Origin of the sequence: Hoyosella sp. YIM 151337, from assembly GCF_026041215.1 — a bacterium.
Classification (GTDB): domain Bacteria; phylum Actinomycetota; class Actinomycetes; order Mycobacteriales; family Mycobacteriaceae; genus Hoyosella.
In genome coordinates this window covers 1-17,545 of sequence record NZ_JAPEIQ010000044.1, presented here as the reverse complement: position 1 = coordinate 17,545, position 17,545 = coordinate 1, and the positions used below count along the sequence as shown (strand labels likewise).

General features: G+C 62.8%; 13 protein-coding genes, 1 tRNA gene and 1 pseudogene. 5 read left to right on the top strand and 10 right to left on the bottom strand.

Translation table 11 applies throughout. The features are described 5' to 3' along the window. Positions 1–3: 3 nt before the first annotated feature. From ONR57_RS21185 to ONR57_RS21165, 5 genes are all read right to left on the bottom strand, one after another. A complete protein-coding gene (locus ONR57_RS21185; RefSeq protein ID WP_265125691.1) occupies positions 4–2,016 on the bottom strand; it encodes a YhgE/Pip domain-containing protein in 2,013 nt (670 codons plus the stop codon). A 19-nt stretch (positions 2,017–2,035) separates the two neighbouring features. Further along, the gene (locus ONR57_RS21180) at positions 2,036–2,770 is read right to left on the bottom strand and encodes a hypothetical protein (protein WP_265125690.1); all 735 of its coding nucleotides are present in this window, start codon (positions 2,768–2,770) and stop codon (positions 2,036–2,038) included. A gap of 145 nt (positions 2,771–2,915) precedes the next feature. After that, positions 2,916–4,751 (bottom strand): acyl-CoA dehydrogenase, encoded by a 1,836-nt coding sequence (locus tag ONR57_RS21175; protein ID WP_265125689.1) that lies wholly within the window; start codon positions 4,749–4,751, stop codon positions 2,916–2,918. Between the two features lie 141 nt (positions 4,752–4,892). Then, positions 4,893–6,248, bottom strand: coding sequence for a lipopolysaccharide biosynthesis protein (locus ONR57_RS21170; protein ID WP_265125688.1), 1,356 nt, complete (start codon positions 6,246–6,248; stop codon positions 4,893–4,895). 92 nt (positions 6,249–6,340) lie between these two features. Further along, positions 6,341–6,583, bottom strand: coding sequence for a LapA family protein (locus tag ONR57_RS21165; protein WP_265125687.1), 243 nt, complete (start codon positions 6,581–6,583; stop codon positions 6,341–6,343). A 159-nt stretch (positions 6,584–6,742) separates the two neighbouring features. Here ONR57_RS21165 and dcd point away from each other — a divergent pair, with 159 nt between their 5' ends. Together dcd and ONR57_RS21155 are read left to right on the top strand one after the other, a co-directional pair. After that, positions 6,743–7,306 carry a dCTP deaminase gene (gene dcd / locus ONR57_RS21160; RefSeq protein WP_265125686.1) on the top strand — a complete coding sequence of 188 codons (564 nt, stop codon included), beginning with the start codon at positions 6,743–6,745 and terminating at the stop codon, positions 7,304–7,306. Positions 7,307–7,407: 101 nt separating this feature from the next. Continuing rightward, a complete protein-coding gene (locus tag ONR57_RS21155; protein WP_265125685.1) occupies positions 7,408–8,490 on the top strand; it encodes a DUF2332 domain-containing protein in 1,083 nt (360 codons plus the stop codon). A gap of 16 nt (positions 8,491–8,506) precedes the next feature. On the opposite strand, the gene ONR57_RS21150 is transcribed toward ONR57_RS21155, so the two are convergent. The 3 genes from ONR57_RS21150 to ONR57_RS21140 form a co-directional block, all read right to left on the bottom strand. Next, on the bottom strand, positions 8,507–9,895 hold the full coding sequence (locus ONR57_RS21150; RefSeq protein ID WP_265125684.1) for a hypothetical protein: 1,389 nt from the start codon (positions 9,893–9,895) through the stop codon (positions 8,507–8,509). A 212-nt stretch (positions 9,896–10,107) separates the two neighbouring features. Then, positions 10,108–10,178: transfer RNA gene (locus ONR57_RS21145), tRNA-Gly, on the bottom strand. A gap of 73 nt (positions 10,179–10,251) precedes the next feature. Beyond that, positions 10,252–11,046 (bottom strand): VOC family protein, encoded by a 795-nt coding sequence (locus ONR57_RS21140; protein ID WP_265125683.1) that lies wholly within the window; start codon positions 11,044–11,046, stop codon positions 10,252–10,254. Between the two features lie 191 nt (positions 11,047–11,237). On the opposite strand from ONR57_RS21140, the gene ONR57_RS21135 reads away from it, so the two are divergent. The 3 genes from ONR57_RS21135 (at position 11,238) to ONR57_RS21125 (ending at position 15,595) form a co-directional block, all read left to right on the top strand. After that, the gene (locus tag ONR57_RS21135; RefSeq protein ID WP_265125829.1) at positions 11,238–12,560 is read left to right on the top strand and encodes a UDP-glucose/GDP-mannose dehydrogenase family protein; all 1,323 of its coding nucleotides are present in this window, start codon (positions 11,238–11,240) and stop codon (positions 12,558–12,560) included. Positions 12,561–12,681: 121 nt separating this feature from the next. Next, positions 12,682–14,085: a hypothetical protein gene (locus tag ONR57_RS21130; protein WP_265125682.1), complete on the top strand. Its 1,404-nt coding sequence runs from the start codon at positions 12,682–12,684 to the stop codon at positions 14,083–14,085. Between the two features lie 64 nt (positions 14,086–14,149). Next, a complete protein-coding gene (locus tag ONR57_RS21125; RefSeq protein ID WP_265125681.1) occupies positions 14,150–15,595 on the top strand; it encodes an Hsp70 family protein in 1,446 nt (481 codons plus the stop codon). Here the strand turns inward: ONR57_RS21125 and ONR57_RS21120 are convergent. Both ONR57_RS21120 and ONR57_RS21115 read right to left on the bottom strand, forming a co-directional pair. Then, positions 15,579–16,835: a pyridoxal phosphate-dependent aminotransferase gene (locus tag ONR57_RS21120; RefSeq protein WP_265125680.1), complete on the bottom strand. Its 1,257-nt coding sequence runs from the start codon at positions 16,833–16,835 to the stop codon at positions 15,579–15,581. The two genes, ONR57_RS21125 and ONR57_RS21120, sit on opposite strands and share 17 nt — an antisense overlap. Before the next feature lie 139 nt (positions 16,836–16,974). Continuing rightward, positions 16,975–17,545: pseudogene (locus ONR57_RS21115) on the bottom strand (Fe-S oxidoreductase); the annotation flags it as partial.

The following is a 17,545-nucleotide window of genomic DNA, read 5'->3' as shown; positions in this document are numbered from 1 at the left end:
CAGCTACACCTTCAGCGACGGGTGCAGTCGCTTCATCGTCCACTCTTGCTGTCGCCGCGCCGCAAACGCCGCGACAGCAAGAGAGCCGACTAGCAGGCCCACGAGTACCGCTACTGAAAGCCAAAGCCGTCCATCGGCGCCGCCGATAATCAACTGCCGCAGGCCGGTCACTGAGTAACTCATCGGGATGTACGGGTGGATGACCTGGAATAGCCGGCCCGTCGTTTCGGTGGGGTAGAGGCCACCGGAGGAAACGAGCTGAATCATTAGTAGCGCTAGCACCGCGACGCGTGCAGTGGAGTTGCCCAGCACGACGAAGACGGCCTGAGTGAACGCGAGGAACGATAATCCGGTGAGGACCAGAAAGGCGAGCGTGCCGGCGCTGTTGCTCGGTTCCAGGCCGATCAGGTAGCGGACCACCGCGAACATAACGACGCCCTGCGCCACGCTGATTACGGCTGCAGGCCAATAGGACGCTAGGACGGTGCGCAAGCCACCGAGTCCCGCCGCAAGCGCCCGGGTCTGGAGCGGGCGCATCACCATCCAGATGATAAAACCACCGATGAACAGCGCGAGGGAGATGAAGAATGGCGCGACTCCCGTACCGAAATTCGCCGCGGAAGCCAGGTGGCGCTGATCAAGTTCTACAGGTCCACCCAGGACGCCCGCCTGCGCGGCTCGCTCCTGGTTGTTCCAGGCCGGGATCTGTTCGGCGCCTTCCGCCAGGCTTGTGGAAAGCACCCTCGCGCCCTCATCGAGTTGCGCGCTGCCTTCACCGAGGCGGCCAACGCCTTCTGTAAGTGCGTCACCGCCACTGGCGAGTTGCCGCAACCCATCGCTCAGTTCCAGGGCTCCGGCATTGAGTTGGCTGCTGCCATCGCGCAGCTGTGTGAGTGCCGCTGTCAGTTCACCGCCACCCGCCGCAGCCGTAGCGAGGCCAGCGCGGAATGGGCTCGAGGGGTCGCCGAGCTGGAATGCGAGCTCTGCCGCGCCGTCACGGAGACGCTGCAAATCGCTAAGTGCCCCCGGGCCGAGCCCCTCCCGGTCGATCTGCGCCCGGAGGTTCTCCAGTTCCCGCGCTGCGTCATGCACCGCGGGGTGAGGGACGGTGTAGAGGTGATCCGCTTTCTGCTGGATCATCGTGGTGAGTTCCGTCTGGCGGGCACCGAGTACATCGAGCTGGCTCACGAGCTGGCTCACACCCTGGCTGAGCGCCGTGGCCCCCTCGCCGAGTTGCTGGGCGCCACCCTGCAGCTGCTGCAGCCCGTCGGCCAGGGGCAGCGCACCCTCGGTCAACTGGTTGACGCCGTCTGCGAGCTGGGTGGTTCCGTCAGCGAGCTGGACAGCTCCTTCACTGGCAGCGCGGAGGTTGGTGGCGAGCAGATTCGCACCCTCATCGAGTTCCGCGACACCTGCACGCAGCTGGCCTGTCCCGTCAGCCAGCTGGCCGCTGCCGTCAGCTGCTTCCACGAGCCCGCCGCGAACAGTCTGCAACCCGATCAGCACCTGATCGACGGCTTGAGTGCCGATCTGCTCGGACAGCACGTTGAGGATGCGTGACATCGCGGTCTCCGCGATAGTCGTGCCGATCGCGCTGTTGGCGTCGTTATACGTCACGTTGATGACGGCGCGGCGGGGATCGTTCCTGGCAGGCGAGGTAACGGCCTCGCTGAAGTCAGTGGGGAACTCGACCGCGAAATAGTATCGGCCGCGTTCGACGCCCTCTTGTGCCTCGGCGAGTGAAACGCGCTCCCAGCCCAGGTCGCCGCGGCGCAGCAGCTCACGCGTGACCTGCTCGCCGACACGCACCATGACACCGTCGACCTGGGCCCCGTAATCGCTGTTGACCACTGCCACCGGCATCTTGTCGACATTGCCGAGTGGGTTCCAGTACGCCCATAGGTACATCGCTCCGTAGAGCAGTGGCAGAAAGATGATCGCGACGAGGGCGAGCCGGGGGAGCCGTTCACGGCTGAAGCGGCGAAGTTCTGAGCCAGTTGAGAGAGCAGAAACCATAGAGTGTCCCCGATGCGCCTTACTGCGCTGCCTGCGCTGCGCGATTGGAATCTGCCCCTAGGTCGACGTGACAGATGCCGTACCCGGAAACAGTGTCCACCGCGGTGGACACCACGGTGCATGATGGTGCGATCGCGCACAGCCGTTCGGTGAAGAACGCGCGGTCTGAGTCGCTTTCTACCTGTTCGAAATCGTCGACAGCGAGGAGGTACGGATCGGGGACAAGGGCGAGCGCGACTCGCAGCAGCAGTTGATCGAGCTGCCCCAGCTCCCAGATCACTGTTTTCGCGGGTGGCACCGCCCGGTCACCGAAGACGGGTGCGCAGATGGCCATAGCGGTGTCGTCAGAAACTTTGCGAACCCGCCGATACCACGGAGCGGCCCACACCAAGCGTTCGCGGATGGCTTCTCCGACAGTGACGGACTCGTCGAGATCATCGATATCGTCGAACCCTGCGATGGCGGTGTGGGCGCGAATCGCCTTTCCCCTCTTGGGGTAGGGAAGACCCAAGACCGTGAGGCCGCCGGAACTCGGGCGCATCCGCCCGGTGACGGACAGGAGAAGCGCGGTGCGCCCTGACCCGGGGCGGGACTTGATGACGGTGAGTTCCCCTGCCGGAATGTCGAAAGTGCATGGGCCGTAAACCCGCCCGCGCGTGCCATTGAGCACGATCTCACGCGCGGTGACGACGGCGGCTTCGTCTCCGTCTGAGTCACCATGCACGGAATCCGGCGCTTCCTCCGCGTCAGTCATGTTAATGATCTTTCCACGAGCACCCCCTGCCCGGCAGCGTAGTCCGCCGACCCCCGGAAGTTGCAAGCGGGGTGTTACTGCGTGCGTAGCGCAGTAACACCCCGCTTACGGAGTGAGAAGCAACGGATTCACCGCTGCTTCGGCATCAGAATGCGGCTTCGTCGAGCTCCATGATGTCGGCGTCGATGTTCGACAGCACCTGACGGATCGCGTGGATCTCCGGCAGCTGGTTCTTAGCGAAGAAGGACGCCGCAGCGACCTTGCCCTCATAGAACGCCTTGTCTTTATCGCTCGCGCCCTTGTCGAGTGCGCCGAGTGCGATCTCGGCCTGGCTCAGGAGCAGCCAGCCGATGACGAGGTCACCGACACCGAGCAGCAGACGAACCGACCCAAGCCCGATCTTGTAAAGCTCCTTCGGCTCTTCGGCAGCCCCCATGAGATGACCGAAGAAGGTACCCAATACGGCCTGAACGTCTTCCAGGGCGGCGCTGAGGAGTTCGCGCTCATTCTTCAGGCGCTCGTCACCACTGGGGTTGTCGATGAACTTCTTGATCTCGCCTGCCACGTGCGTAAGGGCAACACCCTTGTCGCGCGCGATCTTACGGAAGAAGAAGTCCAGCGCCTGAATGGCTGTCGTGCCCTCGTAAAGGGAGTCGATCTTCGCGTCCCGGATGTACTGCTCGATCGGGTAGTCCTGCAGGAAGCCGGAACCACCGAGCGTCTGGAGCGAGTCGGTGAGGTACTGGTACGCCCGCTCAGAGCCGACACCCTTGACGATCGGAAGCAGCAGATCATTGATGCGGAAGGCCAGATCCTTGTCCGCGTTGGAGACGATCTTCGCGGCGGAAAGGTCCTGGTGTACGGCCGTGTACAGGTAGACGGCGCGCAGGCCTTCGGCGTATGCCTTCTGGGTCATGAGACTGCGCCGGACATCGGGGTGATGCGTGATAGTGACGCGGGGCGCGGTCTTGTCGGTCATCTGCGTCATGTCGGCACCCTGGACCCGCTCCTTGGCGTACTCGAGCGCGTTCAGGTAGCCGGTCGACAACGTGGAAATGGCCTTGGTGCCCACCATCATGCGGGCGTGTTCGATGACCTCGAACATTTGCGCAATGCCGTCGTGCACTTCACCGACGAGCCAGCCAACGGCGGGCTTGCCATGCTGTCCGAAGGTCAGCTCACAGGTGGCCGACGCTTTGAGGCCCATCTTGTGCTCGACTCCGGTGACGAAGACACCGTTGTGCTCACCGTATTCCCCGGTCTCCCAGTTGACGTGGTACTTCGGGACGAAAAACAGGCTGAGGCCCTTGGTGCCGGCCCCGGCGCCCTCGGGACGGGCGAGCACGAGATGCATGATGTTCGGGAACAGGTCGTCTGAGGTGGCGGAGGTGATGAAGCGCTTCACGCCATCGATGTGCCACGTGCCGTCGTCCTGCTTGACGGCCTTCGTCCGGCCTGCGCCGACATCCGAACCGGCATCAGGCTCGGTGAGGACCATGGTGGCGCCCCAGCCGTTTTCGACGATGTGCTCGGCCCACTTCTTCTGCTCCTCGGTGCCGAGGTGGTACAGAACGTTGGCGAACGAAGGTCCTGCCGCATACATGAAGGCAGCTGGCTGTGCACCGAGGAGCATCTCAGCAATCGCCCAGACAACAGTGCGGGGAGCGGGGATGCCGCCGATCTCTTCTGCGAGCCCCATGCGGTACCACTCACCGTCCCAGAGCGCCTTAAAAGACTTCTTGAACGATTCGGGCAGCGTTATTTCGTGGGTCTCAGGGTCGAAGACCGGCGGGTTGCGGTCAGCGTCCGCGTAGGCCTCTCCAAGAGGTCCCTCAGCGAGTCGCGCAACCTCGGTAAGCATGTCACGAACAGTCTCGGCGTCGAGGTCGCCGAACTCCCCGGACTTCAGGACATCGTCCAGCTTGAGGAACTCAAAGAGGTTGAACTCCAAGTCGCGGACGTTGCTCTTGTAGTGGCCCATTATTAACTCTCTCCGTTGAGATTGTCGTACGGTCGCTATACCGGCCGACGTAGCGTTCACTAACTACTCGCCAGTAACTTAAGCTAGTTTACGTGGTAGATGCGCTGCTGCCAATACGCGCTGTTGCGAAGTGGTTCACATTCAGCTAGCGACTGTGCTATCGGATGCGCGGGTGTACGAGGCCCCACCCGTCCTGCTGCGCAATGCCGCCCTGATCGCGCGAACAGCGGGAACGAAAACGATCGCGGCGACGAGTACTTCCGCGAGGAGGAATGACCAGCCCACTGCGGCGAGTCCGGCGTGTCCTGCGAAGAAGGCCGCGCCCAGAAGCAGTGTCGCTGTGCTAACGAGCTGCGTGATGATGACGCGGCGGTAATCCTTCCGGATTTGCGCGAGTGCTCCGTAAAACGCGCCAAAAGCCAGAAACGGAATCGCTGCAGCTGCGAGCTGCAGCAATGGCCCGCCGTGCGTACGGTAGTCCTCCCCAATGAGCCCAAGGCCTGTGGGCGCAATTACAGCGAGGAACATTGAACTCGCGATGGTCGCTAGCACGCTGAGGAAACCGAAGCGATAGGTGAGGCCAGCGAGATCGGCTGCGTACTGGGTAGCCGCTGACGTAAACGGGCCCACGGTGGCTGACAGAAGCACGGCAAGCATCATGACCAGCGAAAACGTAACGATATAGTACCCGGCCTGCTCGGGGCCAAGCGTCTTGATGATGATGAACGGCAATGCTGCGGGCACTAGCGCAGCCAGCAGCGCGGGCGCGTAGGACAGCCTGAAGTCGCGCAGCAGCTGACCGCGCCGTCCCGCCTCCGGGGGTACCTCATTTGGCTGGGTCTTACCAATACGGGACATGATCGCGACGCTCAGGATCGGTACCAGAATCATCACAGGCAGGAACCACGCGAGAACCACTCCCGTCGTGCCCAGCGGAATGAAAGCGAATATCGGCAGCAGGACCAGTCTGAGTGTTGCGTGGCTCGCGTTGGCGAGCGCCGACCACCGCGCGCGCCCAAGACCTGACGCCGCTGGGTCGTACAGCATCGAGAGGGACAGGATTCCCACGAGCGCGGGAAACATGAGGACCTCAGTGGGGCTGCCGAACAGCAGATCACGGGGCGCGATGAGCAGGAACAGTGAGCCTGTGGTCACGCTGGCGGCGAGGACTGCGAAGTGGCTCCGGAAAAACCAGCGCATCGCCTGTGAGCCCGAGAGTGGCAGGTATTGCGTCGCAAGGGTGCCCACGCTGAAGTTAGATACAGTACTCAGCCCGAGGGCAGCCCCGATTACCACTCCTGCAGCGCCGACGTCTGCGGCGCTGAAGAGGAAGGCGGCGGCGATCCAGAACAGCAGGTTGGTGACGGCGCCGAGCACATTTGCGGCCAGTGTGGCAAGCGAATCGGCCGTCAGCACCCGCCGGGATGGGAGCGAACCGGATGCGACAGAGGAAGAAGGCTCCCAGTCTGCCCAGTCGGCCCGCCCAGCGTTTTGCACGATTTGAGTTTAGGTCCCGCCGTTCGTACGCATGGCGCAGTCGCTGGAGCGGCGAGCCGCCGGATTAGTCCGATATATCGGCAGAGGGGTGCTCAGCGCGTGTACTTACGTTTGGTGCGGCTACGGCCGACGAGAAAACCGCTGGCTAAGCCGAGAACGAAGATGATGGCCAGCGCCAGCCACATGGGCCACTCCACTTGCAGCCAGAGCAACGTGATTGTGGACCGAGCGGTATTCTGCGCGATGAACGCTACCGCGAGTGCGATCAGCACAACCGCAGCGACGCGCTTCGGTGTGACGATCGAAGAGGGAGTGGAACGGTCTGGGGTTGTCATGGGTTCCCCTCGTGTGGCGAAAGTGCGCTAGTCACATCGTATTACCAATGAGCGGCAGTGTGCAGGTAAACAGCGGTGTGGTGGGGTGCGGGGCGTCGGCCCCGGAGGTGACCGCTACAGGTACTCGTGATCTGAGCTTGGCACCGCTACCCTCTAACGGTGCTGCTTTCCGACCGTGACATCCGCGCTGAGATTCATGCCGAACGCCTCAGGCTCGACCCGTTCGACGACTCGCTCGTGCAGCCGTCGAGTGTGGACGTGCGCCTCGACAGTTACTTCCGAGTTTTCAACAACACTCGATACACCCATATCGACCCGAAACTGCAGCAGGACGAACTCACCTCTCTCGTTGAAGCGCCGGCCGGTGAGCCCTTCGTCCTGCATCCGGGAGAATTCGTACTGGGGTCGACACTCGAGGTATGCACGTTGCCGGACGACTTGGCCGGGCGTCTCGAAGGCAAGTCCTCACTCGGGCGGCTCGGCCTGCTGACACACTCGACTGCCGGCTTCATAGACCCAGGCTTCAGCGGTCACATCACCCTGGAGCTTTCCAACGTCGCGAATCTTCCCATTACGTTGTGGCCCGGCATGAAGATCGGTCAGCTATGTCTCATCAGGCTGTCCAGTCCTGCGATGGATCCCTACGGCAGCGCCCGCACCGGCTCGAAGTATCAAGGTCAGCGCGGACCGACCCCGTCGCGGGCATACCTGAATTTCCAGTAGACGTCAGCACTCCGGTACCGCCACAGTCACGTCGGCGCCGGTGGCGAGGGGCTGGACAGGCACGCGCGCCGCGCCAGCGGCTGTGGGGTACGGTTTCGGGTGTGAGGCTGCGGCCTGAAGCTCGCGACCATATCGCGCTCGAATTGCGATTCCAGAGCGACGCTTGTGCGCGGCTTGGTTCAGCACTCTATTCCTCTCTGATGGCTCGAGCCGCGCAGAATGCACAGGCTGGGGGAATCATTGCTGAACTGCTCGAGCCATACGTCGCGAAGCCTCGGGGGGCCGCAGTTGCACTTCGGCTCTTCGGCAGTGTGCATCTGCTCGCGCTCAAAGGCCTGGTGCCGGAACTGGCCCGGTGGTATCCGAGTTGCGGGGGAACCACGCGCTCGCACCCCGACACGGTATGGCAGGCGTTTGCGGAGGCATGCGAGGTGCATCGCGAGGCTGTCGCGGAGGGCCTCACACATCCGCCGCAGACCAACGAGCCTGGTCGTGGCGCAGCGTTGCGAGGGGGTATGGAACTCACCGCTGAGCGCACCGGGCTTCCTTTGCGCCTGAATGAGATCGGCGCCAGCGCGGGCCTCAATCTGCGAGCGGATCTTTTCCGCGTCGGTACACCAGAAGGTTTCCGCGGTCCGGCCGACTCGCCCGTCCTCATCCCCGGGGCGTGGGTCGGTAACACGCCGCCTTCCGCGGCGCTCACAATCTGCGAGCGGCGGGGATGCGACCTCGAACCGATCTCCCCGGTAGATGACGCCGCCGCGCTGCGTCTGCAATCCTATGTTTGGCCAGACCAACAGGCTAGATTCGAGCGGTTGCGCGGTGCCTTAGAACTCGCTCGTGCGGTGCCTGCCGACGTTGCGGCACAGTCGGCCGAGCAGTTCCTGGCCGGGCTAGAACCTGAAATTGGCTGTGTCACAGTGATTCAGCATTCTGTGATGTGGCAGTATCTGCCCGACTCAGTGCGCGCTGCATGCACGCGGGAACTTGCCCGTCTGCGAGCCGCAGCGACATCCGCGGCACCAGTCGCGCATATCGCGCTGGAGCCGCGCCGCGTACGCGACGACACCGATGTCGATTATCACGGCTTCGAATTCACGGTGACATGGGCGTGCTGGCCGTACCAGGAAGAGCACATTGTCGCCTATGCGTCGCCGCACGGGCCGCCGATTCACTGGGAGTAGGTTCGCGGCTGGACGTTCAGCCGGAACCACTCGGCGCGGCAGGAATGAACTGGCGGAGCTTACCTCCGGGGCTCAACTCAGGTGGTGCGGTACCGCGCTTCAGCGTGTACTCCAATTCGTTGTCGGCGAGGAGTCTCGCGAGCACGGCGAGGGTATTAGTCCAAACCGACTCCGATTCCACGCGGTGGTCTGGCACGAGCCTCACCTCCAAAGTGGCGGGACCCGTTTGCAGAAGCTGAAGTTGCCGAATGCCGTCCACCTTCGCGGCGAGTGACTCCACGACAAGCGCAGCGCTCGTCTTCGCTGCGCCGTCTGGTGTGCGCAGCAGATCAACCGCCCGGCCGCTGACGCGCACCGCCGGATTGGGGTTACCGCATGGACACGGATCGGGCCTTTGCAGGACCGCGTCGCCGAGGTCATAGCGAATGATCGGCTGCGTCTTTCGGTACAGAACGGTGAGCAGCGTGGTGTGAGACAGCGTTCCCGGTGGGACTGGACGCCAATCCTCGTCCACCGGTTCGACGATAATCCAGTCGCTGAGGATGTGGTGCCAGCGGTGCTCGCAGGAGCGACTCATGGTTATCGCCTCGCTGCAACCGTACGAGTCGATGACTCGCGCACCAAACACCCGCTCGATCCGGGCGTATTCGCTGGTTGGCAAACCCTCGCCTGTAAGCGCGACGAGCGCCGGCCTGATCGATAAGGTCCCCTTCTCTTGTTCTGACGCGAGGATGGAGATGATCCCGGCGTAGCTGCTGAGCATGACCGGCTGAAACGCGTTGAGTTCACGGACGAGTTCGCTGACTGGCTGGAGCACCGACAGCACGATGTTGCGGTTACTTCCCTTCCGCCGACCACTCTCGCTCGACCTCAGCCTTATCGAATTGAGGATGTGGTGGGCCCCGGTCGCGATAATCGACGCCGAGCGCAGTCGGCCGCGAACAAGCCGAAGCGCAGCGCCGGATACGATTCCCTTCTTCAGAAAGTCGACAACCTGCGGCAGAAGATTGATCCTCCCAGCTTGTGCCAGTTCCTCCTCCGACATGAGGAAGATTCCGCGATAGCCGGATGTGCCCGACGTGGTTGAAACGAGATACTTGCCCAGAAACTTGTGCCCGATCATTTCGGGATCGCTGACGAACGCCTCAGCCGCGTCGCGGGTGATCTCCCGATCGGTTGACCAGTCGTCGAAGTCTTCCATAAGCACAGCTTTGTTCGTGACCGGCAGGACTGCTGGGTCCGTCACATGCTGTGGGACACCGTCGTACAGGCCGCGGTAGAACGGGGAATGAGTTCTGGCGAACTGCACTAGTTCGGTGAGACGGCGGCTCTGCAATTCGCCGAGCCGCTCGCCGGTAGAGCCATTCAGCACGTTAATACGCTGCGCCATGTTCACAAGAGTCATGCGTATCCCTCGGTTGCCTTCCGGGCAGGCAAATTACGCGCCGTTGCGGCCGCACCGGTGGGGTCATTCAAGCAAACGAAGCCGGGTTTTGTGAGGGGGCGCGCGGGGGTCGGCGATTGATTACCTTCAGCGGGGAGCGGCGACGCCCAGGCTTAGCCAACGACGAACGCCCCGGCGGAAGTCAAGTCCTCTACCAGGGCGTTCGTCGTAAGAGCCGATGACGGGAATCGAACCCGCGTATTCAGCTTGGGAAGCTGATGTTCTACCATTGAACTACATCGGCGCTGCCGCGATGTGCTGCGGCTGCCGAGTTTAGCAAGCCTCGGCCGTCAATGCGTAAACGGCCCCAGCTCGTGTCACCCCGGCGTTTCTTCATCCTCTGCCGCGGGTATTGAGCAGAGGGCTACTGCAGCTCCGGAGGGGTCGAGAATATGGGCGATACGCCCGTATTCTGTGTCGAAGGGCTCAGCTGTGAGTTTCCCGCCGAATTCGAGGGCTTGCTCCACGGTCGCATCCGTATCAGCAGTGCCGAGATACGCGTGCCAGTGCGAAACTGAACCGTCTGGCAGCGACCCCTTGGCGTCGAATATGCCGCACACCTGCTCCCCTTCGACGACGGCGGTTTCGTAGCGCATCCCCTCAGCGCCGAGCGGCTGAAACTGCCAGCCGAAGACGTCTCGGTAAAAGGGCAGTGCCGCATCGATATCGAGTGTGTTCAATTCGAACCAGACTGGTGCGCCTGGCTCGGCGATCACTTCAAGGCCGGATTGCTGCCCGGCTTCCCACAGGCCGAGCACTGCACCACCGGGGTCGACGATGAGGGCGAAACGGCCTTCCGGCCCGACTGTGGTCGCAGGAACTACTGTGCGTCCGCCAGCCTTCTGAACCGCGGCGATAGTCTCGTCCACGTCCGCCACGGCCATGTACACGGTCCATGAATCAGGCAAATCTGATCCGGGGGTATTCGGACCCAATCCGGCCACAGCCTGGCCGTCGAGGTAGAACATCACGTAATCTTCGTCGCCTTCGCCCGAGCGCTCGGAACTCCACCCGAAAAGCCCGGTGTAGAAGGGGGTCACGAGGTCGGGTTCAGTACTAATAAGGTCGATCCAGCAGGGCGTACCGAGGGCGGACGAAGCTCGGTGCGGCATAGTTTCTCCCTCATGGTTTAGTCACGTACCTCATGTGGAAGCCTACGCCTCAAAAGTGAGGCCGTTCCAGGTTTGAGTAGCTCTCAGCAACGAAGCGGAGGACGTCAGCGAATTAGCGATAACTGATTGGATGGACTTCAGAATGCGGATGCCTTGTGTTCATTAAGCGCCCATATTGTCCAGCCATGTCGATTCGGATGGCCGTCTTCGGAACTGGGTATCTTGGGGCTACACACGCCGCCTGCATGGCTGAGCTGGGGCACGAGGTACTGGGTGTGGACGTGGACGTGAAGAAGATCGCCCGCCTCCGGGCCGGTGAGGTGCCCTTCTATGAACCCGGTCTGACTGAACTCCTGCAGCGAAATATTGAGAATGGCCGACTTGCTTTCACCACGTCGTATGAGGAGGCCGCTGAGTTCGGCGACGTGCATTTTCTTGGCGTTGGCACGCCGCAGCGGCGCGGTGACTACGGCGCCGATCTCAAGTATGTGCACGCCGTCATCGATACGCTGGCGCCGCTGCTCACCCGACCGGCGCTCATCGCGGGCAAGTCGACAGTGCCGGTGGGCACCGCAGCCGCGCTGGCTGACCGTGTACAGCAGCTCGCGCCTGCCGGTGCCGATGTCGAACTCGCCTGGAACCCGGAGTTTCTCCGCGAGGGGTTTGCGATCAAAGACACGCTCGAGCCCGACCGCATCGTCATCGGCGCGCGCCCGGGTGGGCGCGCGGAAGGAATCCTCCGCGACATATACGCGAGCGCCGTGCAAGCTGGTACACCGTTCCTTGTCATGGATTATGCGACGGCGGAATTGGTGAAGGTCAGCGCAAATGCGTTCCTCGCCACAAAAATCTCCTTCATCAATGCGATGGCGGAAGTGTGTGAAGCAGTGGGTGGCGATGTGACGCTGCTTGCCGATGCGATCGGCTACGACAATCGCATCGGGCGGAAGTTCCTCAACGCTGGTCTTGGCTTTGGTGGAGGATGCTTACCGAAGGACATTCGCGCCTTCATGGCGCGCGCTGGTGAGCTTGGTGCTGATCAGGCGCTCACGTTCTTGCGTGAGGTCGACAGCATCAACATGCGCCGCCGCTCGCGCATGGTCGAACTCGCGACCGCGGCGAGTGGCGGCTCTTTGCTCGGGAAGAACATCGCGGTCTTGGGTGCAGCGTTCAAGCCGGATTCCGATGACGTCCGAGATTCGCCGGCTCTCAACGTGGCTGGGCAGATGCAGCTCAAAGGCGGCAACGTCAGCGTTTACGACCCGAAAGCCATGGACAACGCAAGGAAAGTGTTCCCGACGCTCGAATACGCCGATGCGGTGACCACAGCGTGTGAAAACGCGGATATCGTGCTGGTGCTCACCGAGTGGCGGGAATTTCGCGATCTCGACCCGGACGTCCTCGACGGCGTTGTGCGCAATAAAGTCATCGCGGATGGCCGAAACTGTCTCAACGCGCCCAAATGGGTGCAGGCCGGCTGGCGGTATCGTGCGCTCGGCCGGAGCGCCTCGTAACCGTGTGTTGCGATTTGACAGCGAACGGACACGTTTCGTGTATCAGTCGCTGGAGCTGCCTGCACACTTGCTGACGAGGTGACTTCGCTGGTCACCTGCTGGCAGGCGGAAGGGACAGCAAGTGGGATCGGTACTGGGCATCGCGGTCGACGCGCGGCATGTACGTTCCGCGCTGCGCTACCCGGACGGTTCATGCGACGAGCAGACCGTCCCGGTGGGAAGTGAGGGCGTCGGCACTGCTGTCGCCAGGGCTGTCACTTTGATGGAAGAGTGGGCAGGTCCCATCAGATCGGTGGTCATCGCAAGCCCCAGTCGGGAACCAGTGCGAGCCATCGAAGGTGCGCTCAATGATGGCGACCGCACCCTGCAATTCGTCGACATCGCCTCTGCTCAGTGGGCATACCTGCAGGAGATCGGCGTCTTCATGGCGCCGGGCGACGTAATCTTGTACAGCCTGGGGGACAACGCTGCGACGGTGAGCCTTCTGGACCCCGAATCAGGGGAGACGCTCGCGCGTGACTACCACCCGTTCATGGGGCAGCGAACGATCGATGAGGCAATCCGTCAACTTACGGGGAGCCGCCATCGCATCGAAGAGTTGAGGACCCTCCTGGCGGACCGCGCAACCGCCCAGGCAGGCGGCGTCACAGTCCATCGAACTGACGTCACTGAGCGGATCTCGCGCGGTGCTCACCAGTCATTCAGCGCGGCGATGCAACTCGCAGCTGACAGCAGCCGGGACGCGAAATCGATCTACCTGCTCGGCGCTTCAGCCGTCTTGCTCGCTCCGGTCGCCCGCGAGTACCGCAACGTACCGATCATCGTGCCTGAGGACCCAGCCGCTGTTGCAGCTATCGGTGCGGCAAGTCTTGTCACAGTCGTGCACGCGGCTGAGCAAACCGGCGCGAACCCTGCTAGCACCGTTTCGGTCGTCAAGGCGGCACGTGTCGGAGCGCGGCGGCGCCAGCCCGCCGTGCATCGCCGATCACCCAACTCGCGGCGGCTGCTCATGGGTGCCGCAGTCATTGCGCTGTTAGCCGGCACAGGTCTCGGTGTGCACCAGGCGGCGACTACGTCACAAGAATGGGGCCAGCGGTCGGACCGGCAGTCCTCAGCCGAACTCAGTCGGCCAGATAACGCTGAGCGGCCCGTAGCCGCTGATCCTGTGCCAGCGGAAACCGCTCCTGAACCGGTAGAAGAGCCTGAGCCCGCACCGGCGGCTGACGAGCCCGCGCCGTTCATTCCGCCCGCTCCAGTTGAACCAGTGGTGCCCCCGCTGCTGCCTCCGCCTGCTCCGGCCCCCGAACCGGGCGAAGCGCACGAACTTCCGGGGCGGACGGAAGCTGGTCAACCGGTTGACGATGGCAGCGCCGAAGCGAATCCGGATCACGACAGCGCATCCGATGACGGCGCAGCCGTCGCCGGGGAGGACACTGACCCGGGTGATGAACCCAGCGGGGACCAGCGTGACGAGCAACCGGCAGACCCTGGCGACACTCTGACACAAATCCCGCTGGGATTCTGATCTGGCAGGTCCGCGTATATCCTGGACGCGCGCAAGAAGCGCTTCCAGCTGAGCGGGGGATCGTGTGGCGGCGACAATCGGCATCGCGGCAGGCGAAGCGAACGTTCGATGGGCGCTGAAAACCTCCGAGGGCGCGGTTAAATACGGCACCCTGGCAGACGGCGCAGACCTGATCGAGCTCGTGGCAAGCATCGAACGCAAGCACCGGATTTCGCTCAAGCACGAAGCAGCGGTGCGGGTCGCTGATTCGAGTCGCCCGGGCGTGATCGGTGCACTGCGGGACGGGGGTTACCAGCCCATCCCGGTGCCGGCGGGAACCGCAGCGTGGGCGGGGATCTTTGATTCAATGGATCTCCCGCGCGAAGGTTATCTCCTGGTATGTGACTTCGGGTCTGCGGCTGTCCGATATGTGCTCGTCGATGCGTCAGATGGCGCAGTGCTGCAGCAAGTGACTGACACCAGCCCCAGTGGCGCCGCACTCGATCAAGCGATTGCCTCCTATTTGTATGAGCGAAGCCTGAGTCTGGCACCGATCCAGCAGGGTGATCTTCAGCGCGCGGCCCAACGGCTCAAAGAGGCTCTTTCTTCGTCTAACAGCGCAGTAATCGATGTGGGTGGGGAGCGTGTTGCCCTCACAACGGAAGAGCTCGACCGCATTGCGGCACCCATCGTCGCGGCGTCCTTCGCAGGTATCGCTAGAACCCTTTCCGGAGCATCAGCTGCCGTCACAGCCATCGCCCTCGTGGGCGCCGGGGCGCAGTTGCCTTTTCTTGTCGAGTTGGCGAGCGACTGGTTCCGCGTCCCCGTGCTACGGCCGATCGAATCCGAATTCGCCGTTGTACACGGGCTGGTGGCGGAATCACAGATTGCGGGCTCCGGCGCACGCGGCAGACGATTCCCTGTGGGCACACTCGTTACTGCCGCCGCGATTTCCGTTGTCGCCGCAGTCGGTGTAGGACTCTTTCTGGCGTCCGAGGTCAACTCTCAATGGGACAGCATTGTGAGAGACCGGCAGGGCGCGGTCACCGTGCCGCAGCGTGACCCGTATCCGTGGGAGACGGATAGGACGCGTATACCGCGCACCGAATGGATGGCCACCCTTCAGCCACCCGTCGAAGCAACACCGACGGCTACCGCCGAACCGACTGAGGACGAAATCACTATGCCACCACCGTCACCGACACCCTCGCCGGAACCGGCACCGACAGAGGACCCGGTGAGCAGTGTCACAGAGCAGATGAATGCACCAACGATGCCGCCGGTCACAAACGCGGATCCGCCACGACGAACGCGATCATCCGAGCCCGAACGGACCAGGCAGCGTCCCCCGAGGGACGAACCGACCGCAACCGCGCAACCAGTCACCGATCCTCCAGCCCTGGCCCCCACCGATGGAAATGAACCGGCGCGGCCTGACCGGGAGTCGGAGGGGTCCGATCGAAGCAACAACGATGCATCCGCCGACGCGAGCGAGACTGACCAGCGAGAACCGGCTACTGCGAGTAGCTAGCCAGGAAGTTGCCGATCCGTTCGATCGCCGCTGACAGATCCCGAGAGTAGGGGAGCGTCACAATCCGGAAGTGGTCAGGATCCGGCCAATTAAAGCCAGTTCCCTGGACGACCAGAATTTTCTCGTGCAGCAGCAAGTCCTGCACGAATTGTTCGTCGTTGTGAATCTCGTAAACCTCGGGATCGAGCTTGGGGAAGCAGTACAGCGCACCTTTCGGCTTCACACAGCTGAGGCCGGGGATTGTGTTGAGGCGCTCCCACGCGACGTCACGCTGCTCGAGCAGGCGCCCTCCAGGCAGCACGAGCTCGTCGATGCTTTGATGCCCGCCGAGCGCTACTTGTATTGCATGCTGGGCAGGCACATTCGGGCACAACCGCATCGACGCGAGCAGATTGATGCCCTCGAGGAAGCTCAGCGCATGGTCTTTGGGCCCGGTGATCACGAGCCAGCCGGAACGGTAGCCGGCCACGCGGTACGCCTTTGACAGTCCGTTGAACGTGAGCGTGAGGAGGTCGGGAGCCAACGTCGCAAGGGACACATGTTTCGCGTCGTCGTACAGGATCTTGTCGTAGATCTCGTCCGCGAGTAGCAGGAGCCGGTGCTTCCGCGCGAGGTCGACGATCTGGTTCAGCACGTGGTCCGAGTAAACGGCCCCGGTGGGGTTGTTCGGGTTGATGACCACGATCGCTTTGGTCTTCTTGGTGATCTTCGCTTCGATATCGGAGACGTCCGGATTCCACTCGTCCTCTTCGGAACAGAGGTAGTGCACCGGCGTGCCCCCGGCGAGGCTCGTCGCGGCCGTCCACAACGGGTAGTCCGGCGCCGGGATGAGCACCTCGTCCCCGTTGTCGAGCAGCGACTGCATGACCATGACGATCAGTTCAGACACGCCGTTGCCGAGAAATACATCATCGACATCGAACTCGGGAAAACCTGGGATCAGCTCGTAACGCGTGACGATCGCCCGACGGGCCGAAAGAACACCCTTCGAATCGGAGTATCCCTGCGCGTAGGGAAGGGCTGCGATCATGTCGCGCATGATCACGTCGGGTGCTTCGAACCCGAACGGCGCGGGGTTCCCGATATTCAGCTTGAGGATCCGGTGCCCCTCCGCCTCGAGCCGCGCCGCGTGCTCATGCACAGGTCCGCGGATCTCGTAGAGGACATCCTGAAGTTTGCTGGACTGCTGCAGAACTCTCGGATGGTAGTGGTGCACGGGCAAAGGATCATTTCGGCTCACGTGCCTATCGTGCCACCGCTGTCGAGCGAATTTGTGCGGCGGGGGCCGATTTGTGACTGATCTCTTCGGTTGAGCCACCAAAGACCGCAGCCACCACCCTGTTGTCAGGAATGGTGGCTGCGGGCTGGTTGGGGTGCTGCTAGCTCTTTCCGCCGGGCTTCTTGGCTCCCGGCCGCATCGCAAGGCCCTTGGGCTTAGGCGCGGATTCCGCGGTCGGTTTGCCGTTATCCGACTCATTCGCGGGAGCAGGCTCCGGTGTCACCTCTGCAACTGGCTCCTTTTCGGCAGCCGGTTCAGCAGTCGGCTCTTGGCCAGAGTCAGACGTATCGGCAGTTGTCGGCTTGGCGGGGGCCTTCCCGGGCGCCTTCTTCGCCTTCATTTGCAGACCGCCGGTGCGGATCGGTTTCGGTGCATCCGCAGCCGGGGTGGGGGCGGTCGTCGTCTCGGCAGATTCCGGCTGTGGGGCCGTGGTTTCCTCGGCTGCGGCTTGTTGCGACGCTTCCGGCTGGGCGGGCGCTGCGGGTGCGGCTTTCGCCGGTGCCGCTTTGCCTGGCGCTTTCTTTGCCTTCATTTGCAGGCCGCCCTTGGCGGGTGCCTTCTTTGCGACCGGAGCTGCGTCAGCCTGTTCTGGCGCGGGCGCTGCGGGCGCGGCTTTCGCCGGTGCCGCTTTGCCTGGCGCTTTCTTTGCCTTCATTTGCAGGCCGCCCTTG